Consider the following 17307-nt stretch of genomic DNA (forward strand, 5'->3'; position numbering starts at 1 on the left):
CTGGTCGATTAGTATTAAGGATAGATATTATGATTGAAAAATCACCAAAATGTTGGCCGCTAAACTGCTTACTTGAAAAACACATTAAACAAATTGGTCGCTGGGAGACTGAATCTTGGCAGTGGGAAGGGGTCGATCTATCGCCACAAGCTTCGCAACCGCATACTTATTTTCAATTACTTGAATTATTTAAAGACGAGCGCAGCGATTACCGCTTCAATTTGAGCTCGAACAATCCTAAATTATTTCTGGCGCTGGAATTTTTAGATACTAATTCAGCGCCTAAAATCTCACACCTGACCGCCTCTCAAGCCACCATTGCGTGTTATATGGATACCGATTATTTAGTGCTGTCAATTGATATGCCATTACCTATTCAAGCGTGGATGGAAGCGTTTATTGGCCGTCATGGTGAATTAATCGAAGTGAGGAAGAAGAAACGTCAGGGCGCAGGGCGTTCTAATGGAAACTAATCGTTTTCAGCGTTGGCTGACTAAAAAAAATCAACATAACAATCATTCATCCGGCGATCATTCTGCTGGCGATCAAAGCGGTGACGATAGCTTATCCAATATTGAAAATTCAGCGATTTCAAATATTGCCCCGACATCGACGCTGACTTCTGCCCCTGTAGCTAATGGTGTTCCAAAAGAGAGTGGGTTCCCAAAAGAAAGTGGCTCCCTAGAAGCTAATAGTGCCACTGAAACTAACGCAGCCTCAGAAAATGTTCAGACCATAAACCCAGAGCGTGCCGGCCTTAAACCTGCCAATACACTTATAGTGGATGAAGCTGGCCACAATTCATCAGATTTAGCGGGATCTGACTCATCTTGTCATTCATCACTATCGAAACCATCGATTGCCACTGTAGCCCATGTTTTTGAACAAGGCTTTTCAAAGGGGGATAAGAAAAAACAATTACGCGATTTGTTTTTAGGTGGTGAGTTTTCCGATATCGATCCACTCGACAGCTACAACATGGATTATTCAGCGGTGAAATCAATTTCTCAGGATGTAGCATCAACATTGCGAAGCTGGCATAAACGTATTGATGATGTGTTAGAACCTGATGAAGAAAGGGCAATGGAACACCCACATCAAGCTGAGGATCTAGAGGCAATAATCGACGAAGATTTGCTTCAATACCAAGCTAAACAAGATGCGGTGATCATTACGCCAGATAAGTCTGTTGAAGATAATATTGATTCAAAGACCAAAGGGTTAGAAGACAAGGTCGAAACAAATAATAATCTTGCCAACACTGAATTTATTGATAAAAAAGTAATAAATAAACCTAAGCCGTACTAAGCGACTAAACTCAAACTAAACAGCGCAAAAACACCAAAAACACATGGCTAAATAAGAATGATAATTATCCTTGCAATGTGTTGTGTTTAATTATCTCAAAATACACTTTTTTATTACAAATAGATGATTATCCATGAGAAAATAATGGATAATTTAATAACATCATTTTTACTTAAATTGAACTTAAGAAAGTTGTGTTGTGGTTTAAGCAAACATATCGAATAAGAAGAAAAGCAATGTTAACGTCATTTTTAAAATCGGTAGACAGCATCAATGGACAAGCTCGTTATGCGGCTATTTCGACGACCGTCGAGTTAAATAACCTTATCCCACCAACGGTCAGTTACGAATCGCGCGGTGATTTATTGATTATTGGTGATATAGTCACCGTCGAATCGGTATTTTCACACTTCTCAAGTATGAATAGCGTGACCGTATTAAGCATGAATCAAAGCGATGCTGAACATACCATCCCGACCACTCAACTTTATTTTGCCGATAGCGTTGTTATCAAGGGTTATCTTGGTAGTTTTGAAGTGGCGGCCATAAAAAATGGCGCCGCCACCAATCTTGCTAGTATTGCGACCGGCGAAAAAACCTTTGATGTGATTTTAGATTTAACCGAAAGCGGTAATATGGCCGAGCAACTTCCAGTGCCAGGTTATTACCCAGCTGGGCGAGGGTATCCAACACTAGAAGAATCGTTAGACGCCATTCCAGATTTAATTGGCACTTTTGATAAACCTAAATTTTTTCGTCTCGATACCGATTTATGTGCCCACAGCTCTCGTGGAGTAATAGGGTGTCAATTGTGTGTGGATGCCTGTCCCGCTGGCGCACTGACCAGTCAAGGCACTGCGCAAACTGGCCATAACATCGAAATTAACCCTTATCTTTGCCAAGGTATCGGCACCTGCGCCACATCGTGTCCAACAGAAGCCATCAGCTACGCTCTACCAAACCCCGTTGAAACCCAAACCTTTATTGAACGCGTGTTAGCGAAATATTTTGATCAAGGTGGCGAAAACCCAATCATTATGTTTTGCAGCTCTCGCCATGAGAAATACACCGTTATGATGCTCGGCATGCTGCCAGATAACATTATCCCTATCACGCTTGATGAACTACCAAGTGTCGGAATTGATACTTGGTTTACCGCCCTCACTCATGGCGCTTGTCAGGTGATATTTGCCGCCAGTAATCACATGCCAGAGACCATTATTCGCGTTTTAAAACACGAAACCGATATCGCGCAAACTTTGCTAAGTCAGCTTGGTTTAGAAAAAGAACGCATTAACGTGATGTATATTGAAGAACTTCGCATGCAACGTCCGGTGCTTATTTCAACCCCATTAAAGGTTAAGATTCGCGAGCCATTGGCGGGTAAAAAACGTGACCGTCTATTTGCATCATTAGATTTATTGGCTCAGCACCATTCTCTTGACGCTGAACAGGTGACACAAGGGATTTCAAGCGTGCCTGACGGAGCGCCTTTCGGGAGCGTAAATTGTGACACTAAAGACTGCACCTTATGCATGAGCTGTGTGTCGGTATGCCCAACTCGCGCCTTGCATGCTAAAGGGGACAGCCCTGCATTATTGTTCACCGAAGAAGACTGCGTGCAATGCGGTTTATGTGTTACCGCATGCCCTGAAAAAGTGCTTTCACTTCAACCTCAATTTAATTGGGACGCGAGCAGTCGTAAAGCGGATGCCACCTTACATCACGAACCTGCCGCGCATTGTTTAAGTTGTAATAAGCCTTTTGCTCCAGAGTCGATGATAAAAATGTTGCAAGATAAATTACGTGGTCACTCTCAGTTTGCGACAGAAGATAAACTGCGTCGCGTGGCGATGTGTGAAGACTGCCGAGTGCGTGACATCTTTAACGATCTTTCAATCAACCCTGAAAAACAACTGGATATCTAATTATGCACCCAGAGAATCTCAATCACTCAAGTAATGATGAAACCCCAGTGTTCGATCCAAAAGCCACCAATGCGGATGCACAAGACGCTTCAATACAAGATGGAGCGATACAAGACGAAGCAGCACAAGATGGCAGCGCGGACAATGCGACGGCCGAGATTTATGGTTTATTGGCTTGTTTACTGCGTCAATCGCCTAATCAAGAAATTTTAGATTGGTTGAGCGAACTTGAAGTAGAAGAAAGTGATGTTCACGCCATGTCGAATGCTTGGTTTGGGTTAAAACAAGCCTCACAAACGGCTAAAATTGAAGATTTGGAAGATGAATACCAAGATTTATTTATTGGTATTGGTTGTGGTGAAGTCGTGCCATTTAGTTCATGGCATATAGCCGGCACTTTAATGGAAAAGCCATTGGTGCATATTCGCCAGGACCTGAAACGTTTGGGCTTTGAACGTCAACAAGATGTGCGTGAACCAGAAGATAACATCGCGGCATTATTAGAAGTGATGTCTATGTTGCAAAGTGAAGGGTTTGACGATCAGCAATCTTTCTTTAATGCTCATATTAAGCCTTGGTTTGTCTCATTTTGTAATGCCATAGAACAAGCAAAATCGGCGCAATATTACCAAGCCGTGTCACGCGCCTTACGTCACTTTTGTTTGATTGAACAAACCCGTTACACCCAAAAATCCGATGGCATCGAAATCACGAACCTGAAATAAATATCGATCCATACCCGACATTAAAATTGTCTTGTGCAACTTTGCATAAGAGAAGAAAGCAACATGAGCAATTAGAAATCAAAGCTGAAAAGTAGAGATTTCCCTAAAGGCCAAACCAATATGGCCAAGAAGGAGCAATAAATGAAAACATCAAAACCTCTCGACCAGAGCGTCAACGAAAGTCGACGTGGGTTGCTAAAAGGTATGACAACAGCGGTTGTTGTCGGCGGCGCTGTCGCAGCTGGACTTTCTGGCAGTGCGGTCGCAAGTGAGCCGAAAGCTCAAAATACCGAGCAACCAAAACTGAAAAAGGGCTATCACGAAACGCAACACATTCGTGATTATTTCGATTCTCTATAGGAGTTGCGATTATGAAATTGACTAAACGCTCCGATAGCGTATCTAAAAGTGAAAATCAACTAGGCTTGAGTCGTCGTGCCTTTATGAAAAATACCACAATTGCCGCGGGTGGCACTGTGGTTGGAGCATCAATGTTTGCTCCTGGCATTATGAAAAAAGCGCAAGCCCAAGACGTTGACCGCTCAGCCCCAACAGAAGTTAAGCGTACAATTTGTTCTCACTGTTCTGTTGGCTGTGGCATTTATGCTGAAGTACAAAACGGCGTATGGACCGGGCAAGAGCCTGCTTTTGATCACCCATTTAATGCTGGTGGACATTGTGCGAAAGGCGCAGCGTTGCGTGAACATGGTCATGGTGAACGCCGCCTTAAATATCCGATGAAATTAGAAGGTGGTAAATGGCGTCGAGTGTCATGGGATCAAGCGATTGATGAAATTGGCGACAAAGCGCTCCAGATCCGTAAAGAATCCGGCCCTGATTCGGTTTATTTCCTAGGTTCTGCCAAACACAGTAATGAACAAGCGTACACATTCCGCAAAATGTCGGCTATGTGGGGGACCAATAACGTCGATCACCAAGCTCGTATTTGTCACTCAACCACGGTTGCAGGGGTTGCAAATACATGGGGCTACGGCGCTATGACCAACTCATTCAATGACATGCATAACTGTAAGTCAATCTTGTTTATTGGTTCAAATCCAGCAGAAGCACACCCTGTGGCAATGCAGCACATTCTGATCGCCAAAGAACGCGGTTGTAAGATTGTGGTTGCTGATCCTCGCAATACCCGCACGGTTGCTAAAGCTGATCAACATTTGCCGCTTCGCCCAGGTACCGATGTATCGCTTATTTGGGGTATGTTGTGGCATGTGTTCCAAAATGGTTGGGAAGACAAAGAATTCATTCATCAACGTGTCTTTGGTATGGATGAAATCCGCGCCGAAGTTGAGAAATGGTCGCCAAAAGAAGTGGAACGCGTGACCGGTATTTCTGAACAAGAAGTGCATAAAGCGGCGTACACTTTATCTCACCATAAACCAGGCTGTGTTGTTTGGTGTATGGGCGGAACCCAACATACTACTGGTAACAACAATACGCGTGCTTATTGTGTATTTGAATTAGCCCTTGGCAATATGGGTAAATCTGGTGGTGGTGCAAATATTTTCCGTGGTCACGATAACGTACAAGGTGCAACAGACTTTGGCGTATTATCGCATGATTTACCAGGTTACTACGGCCTTGCGGAAGGATCATGGCAGCATTGGTCTCGAGTTTGGGGCATCGATTACGCTTGGCTAAAAGGGCGTTTTGACCAAACCAAATACAACGGCAAATTACCAATGAACAACATGGGGATCCCTGTGTCTCGTTGGGTTGATGGGGTATTGGAAGACAAATCGAAAATTGAGCAAAATGATAATATTCGTGCCATGTTCTATTGGGGTCATGCGGTTAACTCGCAAACCCGTGGACACGAAATGCCAAAAGCAATGCAAAAGCTCGATATGATGGTGATTGTCGATCCATACCCAACCGTTGCGGCCGTTATTAACGATCGTACCGATGGGGTGTATCTATTACCCGCCACTACTCAGTTTGAAACCTACGGTTCAGTAACCGCTTCAAACCGTTCAATACAATGGCGTGATCAAGTGATTGAGCCATTGTTTGAATCAAAACCTGATCACGAAATCATGTATTTGCTGACTAAGAAATTAGGCTTTGCTGATCAGCTGTTTAAAAACGTTGAAGTGAAAAACAACCAACCGGTTATCGAAGACATTACCCGCGAATATAACCGTGGTATGTGGACAATTGGTTATACCGGCCAAAGCCCTGAACGTTTAAAGTATCATCAGCAAAATTGGCATTTATTTAGCCATGAAAACCTAGAAACTGACGCGGCAGAAATCAAAGGTGAAACCTATGGTTTACCTTGGCCTTGTTGGGGCACCCCAGAAATGAAACACCCAGGGACGCATATTCTTTATGATACATCGAAACCGGTGGCTCAAGGTGGCGGTAACTTCCGTACTCGTTTTGGTGTTGAATTTGAAGGGAAGAGTTTACTGGCTGACGGCAGTTACTCTAAAGATTGTGAAATCGAAGATGGTTTCCCTGAATTTACCGATAAGCTATTGAAGCAACTTGGTTGGTGGGATGACCTTACCGCCGATGAGAAAACATTAGCCGAGGGTAAAAACTGGAAGACCGATTTATCTGGTGGTATTCAACGTGTGGCAGTGAAACATGGTTGTATTCCATTTGGTAACGGTAAAGCCCGTACCATTGTGTGGCAGTTCCCCGATCGCGTGCCTTTACACCGTGAACCACTATACACGCCACGTCGTGATTTAATCGCCGATTACCCGACTTGGAATGATAGCGATGCAATTTATCGTCTACCAACATTATACAAAACCATTCAAGATCAAGATCACTCAAAAGAGTATCCAATCATCTTAACGTCTGGTCGCTTGGTGGAATATGAAGGCGGTGGTGAAGAATCTCGCTCGAACCCTTGGTTGGCGGAACTTCAACAAGAAATGTTTGTTGAAATTAACCCACAAGAGGCAAATAACAACGGCATTAAAGATGGTGATGATGTTTGGGTTGAAGGGGCAGAACAAGGCCGCATCTTAGTGAAAGCGATGGTAACCAACCGGGTTCAACCTGGCTTAGCCTTTATTCCTTTCCACTTTGGTGGCAAGTTCCAAGGTAAAGATCTACATGATAAATACCCAGAAGGAACCGCGCCATTTGTACTTGGAGAATCAGCCAACACCTATGGCTATGATCCTGTGACTCAAATGCAAGAAACCAAAGTGACGCTGTGTAAGATCAGCAAAGCATCTAATACGGCGAAAGCGTAAGGAGTATGACCATGTCTAGCACAGATAAAAAATCGAAAATGAAATTTTTATGTGACTCCAAACGTTGTATCGAATGTAACGGTTGTGTCACTGCGTGTAAAAATGAAAATGATGACGCCCTTGAATGGGGAATTCAACGTCGTCGTGTAGTCACCATTAATGATGGTGAAGTGGGTGAAGCATCAATCTCAGTAGCTTGTATGCACTGTGATGACGCGCCTTGTATGGCGGTGTGTCCAGCCGATTGCTTCCATCGTACAGAAGACAATATTGTATTGCACAATAAAGACTTATGTATTGGTTGTGGTTACTGCTTATTTGCTTGTCCATTTGGCGCGCCACAGTTTATTCAACATGGCGCGTTCGCTGAACGTGGCAAAATGGATAAATGTACTTTCTGCGCTGGTGGCCCTGAAACCGAAGCAGGCTCTGAAGAAGAGCGTAAAAAGTATGGTGCTAACCGTATCGCTGAAGGCAAACTGCCGATGTGTGCATCATTATGTTCCACTAAAGCATTAATGGCCGGTCCTGCCGAACAAATTGCAGGGATCATGGCTAAACGTGCGCATGATCGTGGTGATGTTGATGACCGTAGTAATGTGACCGGTGTGACTTACGATGCATCTTTGGCGCATGATGCGACTCAATCGTCGAATCCATCGTCAAATCAATAAGGAGAGAGACCATGTTAATGAAATCATTCAAAACGCTTGTTATCTCTACCTTTACAGTGGTGATGTTGTGCTTAAGCTTTTCAAGCATGGCTAACGATGATAGCAATAAAGCAACAAGGGTTATGCCTTCGACAACAGCTGAAACTGAGATGAGTCGTTTAGCCGGAGATGAGTTTTATAAAAAGGTCCAAGACGGCAAAAAAGGCTACACCACATCTCTATCAATGGAGCATGATGTTTTAGTCAGCCACCCAAGTGAGACGTGGTACATCCTAAAAGAAAAATGGATGTCACCTTTGGGCGCGATTGCGGTTTTAGGCAGCTTAGCTATGGTAACACTGGCCTACTTTATTGTTGGCCCGCTAAAGCTTAGCGCACCTCGAACGGGTCGTAAGATTAAGCGTTGGTCGCGAATTGATCGTGCACTGCATTGGTCTATGGCATTTACGTTCTTAAGTCTTGCTATCACCGGGATGACATTAGTTTGGGGGAAACACTTCCTTAAACCTGTGATCTCAACCGATGCTTGGGGCGATATTGTTTATGCAGCCAAACAGTTCCATAACTATGTTGGTCCAATATTCTTTATCTTGCTTGGCGCAGTACTTATTAAGTGGTGGCGAAAAAGTACTTTCAAGAAAATCGATTTACAGTGGTGTTTAAAACTGGGCGGTATGGTGGGACCTCATAAAGGTACGCATCCTTCGGCAGAGTTTTCAAATGCTGGTGAAAAAATCATTTTCTGGATGTTGATCACTTGTGGCTTTATTGCCGCGATCAGTGGCTTTGTGTTGGATTTTCCTATCTTCGGCCAAGGTCGACGAGATATGGATGTTTCTAACTTAGCGCACATGATCTCTGCACTTATCTTGATATGTGGCTTCATTTTCCACATCTATATCGGTTTATTCGGTATGGAAGGGGCTCTTGAAGGCATGGTGAAAGGTGAAGTGGATGAAACTTGGGCTAAAGAGCACCATGATATTTGGTATGCGGAAATGAAAGCGCAAGGGAAGGTTGAAGAGCCGGAGCAATCCGATCCAAAATCACAAGAAACAGCCGATAACGCTAAATCTTAATCCTTAAAAATTCAAATAATCAAAGCCCTAACTGCTGTTCAAGAGTTAGGGCTTTTTATTTTAAGCTTTAGTCAATTTACAGCGCCGAAAGTAGCTCTGGAGTGATTGTATTTAAAGAGGTTAGATTATGATCGGCGATCACAAAACGAGGTTGTTCACGCGTACGGGCCTCTGGGATCACGATGGTTTTCATCTGCGCTGCTTTGGCAGCCAATAAACCGGTAAATGAATCTTCAAGTGCCACACAATCTAATGGTGATACGTCTAATGCCGCCGCTGCATTTAAATACACCTCAGGGTGCGGTTTACCATAAGCGAGGTCTTCTGCCGATAACACTGCTTCAAATACATCGTTTAGCTCAAGTGCTTCTAAAGCGGCTTCAATTAATACCATTGGCGAAGAGGAGGCTAAGGCAATTTTTAAGCCTTGTTGCTGACAGGTTTCTAACGCATGAAACAATCCTGGCATCATAGGTTTATGCTGTTTAACCAGTTCAATCACCCGCGCCAAAATCATATCGCAAACCTCTGAGCAACTTTTATTTTCCCAAGGTTGCTTTCGATAGTACATTTCAACGATCTGATCGATACGAATACCGGTGCTATTAATGGTATCTTGCAAGGTGAGTGAAACGCCGACTTGCGGAAATACTTCTAATTGAGCTTGTTGCCAAAAAGGTTCTGAATCAATCATCAGACCATCCATATCAAACACAGCGGCTTTAATCATTTTAGTTACTCTTATTTTAGAATTTATTTGAGTCTACCACTGCGATTATGGCGTTCCTATGACTCTGCGCAACAACCATACTGAGTGATGATATTTCAAACAATAAAAATGTAATTCACTTGATTAACAATATCGGGTTTGTCTGATCACATTCACAACCTGACGGTAAAATTAACGGGTTGGTGTTGAATTGGCTAACCTTAATTTTTAACTACTCATAAAGAGAGTCTTGTTTATGCGCCGTTATTCAACCTTCACAGTGATCGGTTCGGCCTGTTTAACGTTATCTTTTTCGGCCGACGCCAATCTTGAGTCTGCCAGTTCCCTAAGTAATAATTCTGCATGGGGACACATCTCATTGCCTTTAGCGAACGACTTTCAGCAAGATGCCGACATTAGCCAATATTGGTATAGCGAAAAATTGGATGGTATACGCGCATTTTGGGATGGTCGCCAATTGTTTACTCGTAATGGCATGCCGATCATGGCACCCACATGGTTTACCAAAGGCTTTCCTGATATTGCGTTAGATGGCGAGTTATGGGCAGGAAGAGGGCAGTTTTCGCAAGTACAACGCACGGTACTAGATAAAAGCCCCAATCAACCAGACTGGCGTTTTATTCGCTTTATGGCATTTGATGTTGCAGACCCAAAAATGTCATTTGAATATCGATATCGCCAATTGAAAAAACTCATCTCGCAATCTAACTCTGAATACCTAGAATTAGTGCAGCAAAAGCCGATTAATTCACAAGATTTTCTATATCAAAACCTTGATAGCGTTGAAGCACTCAAAGGCGAAGGTATTATGCTAAGAAAACTAGATAGCTTTTATACCGCTGGCAGAAGTGATGATTTATTAAAATTAAAATCGTTTCAAGATGATGAAGCGATTGTGATTGGTTATAAAAAAGGCAAAGGGCGTAATCTTGGTAGCGTGGGATCGTTATATGTCGAATGGAAGCAGGGCAAACGCTTTTATCTTGGCAGCGGTTTATCGGATCAACAACGCCGTGATCCCCCCGCATTAGGTGAAAAAGTGACGTTTCGATTTAATGGTTACACCAGTTCGGGCTTACCTCGTTTTGCGCGATTTATACAAGTGAGAAACGATGCGATTTAAGTTGTGTCATTCGAAGGATAAGTTTGGCTGGGTATAAAAAATAAGGCTGGAAAGTAACCAGCCTTACCGATTAAATACTCATCTAAAGCGGCGTTTAACGCCCTGCAAAGTTGAGTTGAGTTTCATCCGATTGCTTGTGTAACCAATGCAAACGATGAGAAAGTAATACCGCAGCCGTAGAAAGGCCAACAATAATACCAACCCAAAACCCCGTCACCCCAAGTGGCTCAGGACTTAACCAATCGGTCATACCAAGAATATAACCTAAAGGCATGCCCATTCCCCAATATGAAAATAAGGTGCGGCTAAAGATAGCGCTCATATCTTTGTAACCGCGTAGAGCACCCGCCGCTATAACCTGAATCGCATCAGTACATTGGTAGATAGCTGCCATTAACAATAAATGCATCGCAATAATGGTCACTTCTTTATTATCGGTATACAGGGTAATAATCGCATCGCGGAAGATAATAGTAAGTGTGGCGGTAACAACGGCGGTAAATAAGCCAAATAATAAGCCTACGTGTGAAGAAATTCTTGCGCCTTCAACACTGTGCTCACCCAATTGATGTCCCACTCGAATACTGACCGCCGCGCCAATACTCATAGGTAACATAAAAATTAACGATGAGAAGTTAATTGCTACTTGGTGCGCGGCAACAGTATTAGGCCCTAATGGCGCCACCATTAATGCCACGACCGCAAACAGGGTAACTTCAAAAAATAATGCCGCCGCAATTGGAAAACCCAATCGGAATAAACGCTGTAATGAATGCAGGTTCGGTTTATGAAACTCAGTAAAAAGATGAATATTTTTAAACCGTTTTGCTTTTATGATGTAACCCAGCATTGCGACAAACATAAACCAATACACGATAGCAGTTGCCACGCCACAACCGACCGCACCAAGTTCGGGGGCACCGAATTTCCCGTAAACAAAGATCCAGTTTAGTGGCACGTTCAATAATAATCCCAAAAAACCTAAGAACATGGCCGGTTTTGTCAAAGATAAACCATCGGATAAACTGCGCAGTGTTTGGAAAAGTAAAAACGCCGGCACCGCAAAGATCATGGCAAACATGTAACCATTGGTTTTGGCCGCCATCACAGGCTCAATATCCATCACATGCAATATATGACGGGTTTGAGACAGTACCAGAATAATCGGGATCGCAACCAAAAACGAAAGGTAAGCCCCTTGCTGAATTTCGTGGGCGATACGAGTCTGCCGTCCAGAGCCATTAAGCTGTGCCACCACTGGCACTAACGCCAACAATAATCCAATACCAAACAAAATAGAAGGCAGCCAAATGCTAGACGCGACAGCAACTGCGGCCATATCAGTCGCACTGACGCCGCCCGCCATCACGGTATCAACAAATCCCATTCCTGTTTGAGCAACAGAAGCAAAGAGTACTGGGGTAGCAAGTTTCACCAGTATTGACGCTTCCTTACGGTAACGATGCACAATAACCCTTACTTAGTAAAATATTTGATGCCGATTATATAGTTAAGATATTAATTAGCGATATAAATATCAATAATTCCGCCATAAAAAAAGCTCCTAAGGTAGGAGCAGTTATAGAGAATAGAACGTTTATGCGAACAGTAAGCTTTTTGCTATTTTAACGGATTAAGGTCGTGAGCACTTCGCCTGATGGCATGCGTACAGTCTAAAGACTTAAAAGAAAGAATGGTCTTCATCACCAATAGTTAAATGGACGTTAGCAGTATTAGCATCAACTTTTAGTTCTAAATGGACGGCATGATTACAAGTAGGGCAATCATCGTAAAAATTCTGATCACCATTTGCTGCATCAATCGTTAACCTAATCAAATTCCCACAATGAGGACAGGATACTTTTTTCTCTGTGTATTTTATCATTGCTTTCCTCACTATACTTCTCGTGTAAATCGCGATGAGATGAACAGGGCTAATAATGACCAATCAAACCAAAATTCGTTCTAATTGGTGTTAGTCATTCGTATTAACAGTTCATTCTTGAGTAGCTTTAATCATAACCTTGTAAGTTAGTTTATGGTTTAAAAAAAGCAAAAAGGTTGAATTAGGGCAAGCAAAATCAAGTGGCTTCAAAAAAATCGTGATCAAACAAGCAAATAACAATCACCTATAGTTTGCGTGAATATATATCCTTGTTACTACCTATCATGCATTATGTAACATTCAATACTATCAATAGTAAAAAATAGACATCATTCACAATTAACTTTAAAGATATTTTTTGTTGACAATTAACTCAATGTTTTTCAACCAGGAAGCTGGATATTGTATTATCACATTCTATTAGGTACTCACCGCCATATTGATTACACAAACACAGTAAGTAATACAGTTGATAAACTGTCTTGCGTTGTTGATATCCGTTATCTAATGGAGAGAGAGCTTGATAGCCTTGCATGAAAGCAGCATTGGCTGGCCCATCATATTCCGCTATAGCTAGATCGTATTCACGATCGCCCCAGAAGCTAGAAGGGTCATAGCATAAAGGGCCCGCAAAGGATAAAGCCACATTGTGCCGGCTTAATGCGCCATGCAATAAAGATGGGTTAGGTTGATGTCCTGCAAGTGAGAGTTTGACTTTCTGTACTATGGTCTCTATGTCGCCAAACTCAATGCCTTTTTCTTTTAATAATTGTAATTGCCAGCCAATACGGTGTTCGGCAAAAAATAGGCACCATTTTTTATGCCATGCGTTTGGTTGTAGATTTAACCCTACATAAGTATCGGCATCATAACCATAATCGCGTTGTTCGCCCCAGCAGTGCAAACGCGCAAGTTGCTGGCCTAATTGGTAAAAGTCAGCATCAAGTTGTAGTGGCTTAGTCACATAATGGTTGAGGACCAAAAATGAATGGGTTTTGGTGGTGCCGCATAAAATAGGTTCAGGGACACATAAAGTGGCGGTGGCGTTTAAGGCTGATAAGTTTTCAAATTCTGCTTCAAACTTTGCCAGACAATTCCGTTCGTTAACCTTAATAAAATAACGTTGTTCGCCATCACCGATTAAGTAGCAACGGTTGGTCTCACCATCATTAAGACGCTCTTTTTCCCTTAAGATAAATTCAAAAGAAAGCACATCCGAAAGTTGTTGTGTTATGGCTTGCCACATAAGACCTCCTGACCGAAAACAGTTTGGTATTACCTTAGCTTAGCTTATGTTTACATTTAGAGAAGTGTTCCGCAAAAATAACAATTTTTATTCAAAAAACTCAAAAGCTCTTTGCCCTGCATAGCGCTTGTGTTTAGTGTCTTAAGTTGGTTATGAGTTCCGTGTTTTACATCGTGGTGAGTCGGCGAAATTGCCAAAATACACTCGCCCAATAGGGGTTATCAGTTCGAGAAATCATGACGCCTTTAGAAGAAGAAGCATGTAAGAATTTTTTATCGCCTAAGTAAAAACCTACATGACGTTGATTCCAGCCTGTTTTAAAGAAGATAAGATCGCCAAATGCAGCTTGTTCTTCTGGAATAGTGACACCTTGCTCACTTTGTAATTCAGTCGTTCTGGGTAAATTTAGCTGATATAAAGACATCACAGTGACCTGCACAAAAGCAGAGCAATCAATGCCTGAACGAGTTTGGCCACCGAAGCGATAAGGGGTACCAACCCATTTATTATAAAGCGCAGACAGATCCTTTGATTGAAGGTTAGTATGCGGTAAGGGGGGCGGCGGTGTCGATGCGCAGCCGGCAAGAATTAAAAACAACAAACTGATGATCAAGCGGAAAAATATTGACATATTGCATCCATAACAAAAGAGTAAACTTACTTTAAACGGTAAGTTGAGCGATTGGAAATAATCTTACTTATAATGAAGAATTAATGAGCATTCAGTTGCTTATGCCTTTTAAATTGGTTTCCAATCACGGTTTGCGTCGCAACTTTATGCATAATATCGGTATTATAAATTTAAAAATTAGACTTAATATTTTGGGAGAAAAGGGATGTATTACGGTTTTGATGTAGGTGGAACCAAAATAGAATTTGGTGCGTTTAATGATGATTTAGAGCGAGTAGCGACCGAACGTATGCCAACACCAGGTGATGATTACCAAGCATTACTGTTAACACTTTCAAGTTTGATAAAAAAATATGATCAGCAGTTTAACACAAAAGGCAGTATTGGTATTGGTATTCCTGGAATGGAAAGTGTCGATGACGGCGCAGTATTAACCTCTAATGTTCCAGCGGCTAAAGGGCAATTTCTGCGTGCGGATCTGGAAGCTTTGGTGGATCGTCCAGTTAAAGTCGCCAATGATGCCAACTGTTTTGCTTTGTCTGAAGCATGGGATGAAGAACATCAAGGTCAAGAAGGGGTATTAGGCCTTATTTTGGGTACGGGTTTTGGTGGTGGTATTGTTATCAATGGCCATGTAGTTTCAGGTCGCAGCCATGTTGCTGGTGAACTTGGTCATACCCGCATGCCATTAGATGCATGGTTATATTTACAAAATAGCTCAAGCGATAAAGAGGCGCCATTATTTGGCTGTGGTTGTGATAAACAAGGTTGTATTGATAATTACTTATCAGGCCGTGGTTTTGAGCAGCTTTATGAACATTATTACGGTGAACGTATTGCCGCCATTGAGCTGATAAAACAACAGGCGGCAGGTGAGCCAAAAGCGGTTGAGCATGTTGAACGTTTTATGGAGTTACTGGCCATTTGTTTCGGCAATATATTTACCGCTTTCGATCCTAACGTGGTGGTGCTGGGTGGTGGTTTATCAAATTATGATCTTATTTACTCGGAAATGCCGAAACGTATTCCAAAGCACTTATTGTCGATTGGTAAAATGCCTAAGATCCTTAAGGCCAAACATGGCGATTCAGGTGGCGTACGTGGCGCGGCATTCCTTAATATTGAATGTTAATCAATGCCACTTATAGCAATTGTAGTCACGACTTGGTGAGCTAATTACTTTGATTGGCATTGATTGACATTAAAGTGTAATAGGCCATAAATCATTGCAATAGTTACTATGACAAATAAAAACGCACATCGGGTTGATGTGCGTTTTTCTATCTGCAGGGAATGATCATTAATCGCGGGTTATACCAATTCCATTTAATATTTGATCAATTTGAATACGCCGAAAAGACGCTGAACCGTCCTAGGTCGCTTGAGAAAAGACCATCTCTAGCCTTTGACACTTTTCCTATACTCAATTTTGGACGATCATTAAATTTATGGAATTGGTCTATTCTGCTTTCTTTTTCTTGCCAATGCCGACATTTTCTTTTGGCAGTAACGCAATTTTACCAAAGCCAAGCTTGGCAAAATGCGCATCACGAAAGTTACGCACTGTTTTGGTATCTGAAACGGCTTCTAGCGACAATTCCATTTTTAAATACTCTTTAATGTCGATGCCTTCATGCGCAGCAACGGCCTCTTGAATGCTGTGAAATTCACGATAGCTAAACGCTAATGTTTTAGCTTCGTTTTTATAAGTGTAAGTAATAGTGCGAGACATAAGACCTCAGTCAAAATAGGGCTGAATTTTCAGGGAGTATAATACGAGAGAAACCCAATACCAAGCTTATTACTAGAAAGTGCTTAGGTATTGGGTTTCTTTTAATTCTCGTCACTGAGTGTTAATTACTCGAGGATGAGCGCACCGCAATTTGTGGCGGTTGAATATTATGTTTTTTGAATTCTTTCATTACTCGTAAAGTAATATCGGTTTCAAACAGCTTTTCATAAACCGTATCGACCACATAAGCCTTGCAAGTGAGTTTGATCGCTAGGTAATTATCGGCCATTTCTTGATTCACCAATACTACCACCGGCTGAGGTAGGTGGATGTAACGACTCGAAGATGCCGCTTCTTGAATAAGGTTACGGGCCAAAAGCAAATCTTGATCCATACCAATATAAAATGGAATAACACACTGCATATCGAGTGCACCATAGTTGCCACTCATGGTGACTTCACTTAAAAACTTATTATTAGGAATAGTAATAATATCATCAGTTAAGGTACGCATACGCACAGAACGCAAACCTATGGTAATAATATCGCCATAATTCCCTTCAAACGTGACGCGGTCACCAACCTGAAAAGGGCGGTCAATCATAACCGTTAAACCGGCAATAAACGAAGCCGCCAAATCCTTTAATGCAAAACCAATCGATACCGCTAGCGTGCCGCCTATCAGAGTCAATATTTGTTCATTGATGCGAAAACTCATCATAAATACCGCAATACCTGCGGTCATATAGACAAAAAATTGGAAGAAAGAGAGCAGTTTTTGCATGATCATCCGATACTGCACAAACTGACTACTAAACGTCTCTACCAGTTTATTGGTAAAGCGTAGCAGCACCCATGCTGCAAGAATGACCAGGAATGAAAAAAGAACACCGCCCCAACGTACTAGGTTAGTAAATTGAGCAATATTCTCCAGATGGTCATCTGTAGTTTCTGCCGCGAAAGCAGCACCATTGACCATAAATAATAAAACAAAGATAAAGAGTTTTTTCATG

Annotated in this window: 17 protein-coding genes; 10 read left to right on the forward strand and 7 right to left on the reverse strand. The window is 42.1% G+C overall.

Going from position 1 to position 17307, the window contains the following annotated elements; genetic code table 11:
• Nucleotides 1-29: 29 nt before the first annotated feature.
• From GFB47_RS05745 to GFB47_RS05780, 8 genes are all read left to right on the forward strand, one after another.
• Nucleotides 30-473 (forward strand): DUF3305 domain-containing protein, encoded by a 444-nt coding sequence (locus tag GFB47_RS05745; RefSeq protein ID WP_153447105.1) that lies wholly within the window; start codon nt 30-32, stop codon nt 471-473.
• Nucleotides 463-1308, forward strand: a complete 846-nt coding sequence (locus GFB47_RS05750; protein WP_153447106.1) for a hypothetical protein — start codon at nt 463-465, stop codon at nt 1306-1308. The genes GFB47_RS05745 and GFB47_RS05750 overlap by 11 nt, the downstream gene beginning before the upstream one ends.
• A 236-nt stretch (nt 1309-1544) precedes the next feature.
• Nucleotides 1545-3236, forward strand: a complete 1692-nt coding sequence (locus GFB47_RS05755) for a 4Fe-4S binding protein (RefSeq protein ID WP_153447107.1) — start codon at nt 1545-1547, stop codon at nt 3234-3236.
• 2 nt (nt 3237-3238) lie between these two features.
• Complete coding sequence (locus GFB47_RS05760) at nt 3239-3961, forward strand: TorD/DmsD family molecular chaperone (protein ID WP_153447108.1); 723 nt, start codon at nt 3239-3241, stop codon at nt 3959-3961.
• A gap of 141 nt (nt 3962-4102) precedes the next feature.
• The gene (locus GFB47_RS05765; RefSeq protein WP_153447109.1) at nt 4103-4321 is read left to right on the forward strand and encodes a transcriptional initiation protein Tat; all 219 of its coding nucleotides are present in this window, start codon (nt 4103-4105) and stop codon (nt 4319-4321) included.
• 11 nt (nt 4322-4332) lie between these two features.
• The gene (locus GFB47_RS05770) at nt 4333-7194 is read left to right on the forward strand and encodes a formate dehydrogenase subunit alpha (protein WP_153447110.1); all 2862 of its coding nucleotides are present in this window, start codon (nt 4333-4335) and stop codon (nt 7192-7194) included.
• Nucleotides 7195-7205: 11 nt separating this feature from the next.
• Nucleotides 7206-7868, forward strand: coding sequence for a formate dehydrogenase FDH3 subunit beta (gene fdh3B, locus GFB47_RS05775; RefSeq protein ID WP_153447111.1), 663 nt, complete (start codon nt 7206-7208; stop codon nt 7866-7868).
• An 11-nt stretch (nt 7869-7879) separates the two neighbouring features.
• Entirely contained in the window at nt 7880-8947 is a 1068-nt protein-coding gene (locus tag GFB47_RS05780) for a formate dehydrogenase subunit gamma (protein ID WP_178306452.1), read from the forward strand.
• Nucleotides 8948-9023: 76 nt separating this feature from the next.
• Here GFB47_RS05780 and hxpB read toward each other — a convergent pair whose 3' ends face one another.
• Nucleotides 9024-9677, reverse strand: coding sequence for a hexitol phosphatase HxpB (hxpB, locus tag GFB47_RS05785; RefSeq protein ID WP_153447112.1), 654 nt, complete (start codon nt 9675-9677; stop codon nt 9024-9026).
• Nucleotides 9678-9912: 235 nt separating this feature from the next.
• Here hxpB and GFB47_RS05790 point away from each other — a divergent pair, with 235 nt between their 5' ends.
• Nucleotides 9913-10800, forward strand: coding sequence for a DNA ligase (locus tag GFB47_RS05790; RefSeq protein ID WP_153447113.1), 888 nt, complete (start codon nt 9913-9915; stop codon nt 10798-10800).
• Nucleotides 10801-10894: 94 nt separating this feature from the next.
• Here GFB47_RS05790 and GFB47_RS05795 read toward each other — a convergent pair whose 3' ends face one another.
• The 4 genes from GFB47_RS05795 to GFB47_RS05810 all read right to left on the reverse strand — a co-directional run bounded on the left by GFB47_RS05795 (nt 10895) and on the right by GFB47_RS05810 (nt 14562).
• Nucleotides 10895-12268, reverse strand: a complete 1374-nt coding sequence (locus tag GFB47_RS05795) for an MATE family efflux transporter (protein WP_153447114.1) — start codon at nt 12266-12268, stop codon at nt 10895-10897.
• A 213-nt stretch (nt 12269-12481) separates the two neighbouring features.
• Nucleotides 12482-12685 carry a CPXCG motif-containing cysteine-rich protein gene (locus GFB47_RS05800; RefSeq protein WP_153447115.1) on the reverse strand — a complete coding sequence of 68 codons (204 nt, stop codon included), beginning with the start codon at nt 12683-12685 and terminating at the stop codon, nt 12482-12484.
• A 373-nt stretch (nt 12686-13058) separates the two neighbouring features.
• Nucleotides 13059-13931 (reverse strand): fructosamine kinase family protein, encoded by an 873-nt coding sequence (locus GFB47_RS05805; RefSeq protein WP_153447116.1) that lies wholly within the window; start codon nt 13929-13931, stop codon nt 13059-13061.
• 166 nt (nt 13932-14097) lie between these two features.
• Entirely contained in the window at nt 14098-14562 is a 465-nt protein-coding gene (locus GFB47_RS05810; RefSeq protein ID WP_153447117.1) for a C40 family peptidase, read from the reverse strand.
• A 205-nt stretch (nt 14563-14767) separates the two neighbouring features.
• On the opposite strand from GFB47_RS05810, the gene nagK reads away from it, so the two are divergent.
• Nucleotides 14768-15694, forward strand: a complete 927-nt coding sequence (gene nagK / locus GFB47_RS05815) for an N-acetylglucosamine kinase (protein ID WP_153447118.1) — start codon at nt 14768-14770, stop codon at nt 15692-15694.
• A 327-nt stretch (nt 15695-16021) separates the two neighbouring features.
• Here nagK and GFB47_RS05820 read toward each other — a convergent pair whose 3' ends face one another.
• Both GFB47_RS05820 and GFB47_RS05825 read right to left on the reverse strand, forming a co-directional pair.
• Nucleotides 16022-16294, reverse strand: a complete 273-nt coding sequence (locus GFB47_RS05820; RefSeq protein ID WP_153447119.1) for a DUF2960 family protein — start codon at nt 16292-16294, stop codon at nt 16022-16024.
• 121 nt (nt 16295-16415) lie between these two features.
• Nucleotides 16416-17306: a mechanosensitive ion channel family protein gene (locus GFB47_RS05825; protein ID WP_153447120.1), complete on the reverse strand. Its 891-nt coding sequence runs from the start codon at nt 17304-17306 to the stop codon at nt 16416-16418.
• Nucleotide 17307: the final 1 nt, after the last annotated feature.

The organism is Vibrio algicola (genome assembly GCF_009601765.2).
GTDB lineage: Bacteria > Pseudomonadota > Gammaproteobacteria > Enterobacterales > Vibrionaceae > Vibrio > Vibrio algicola.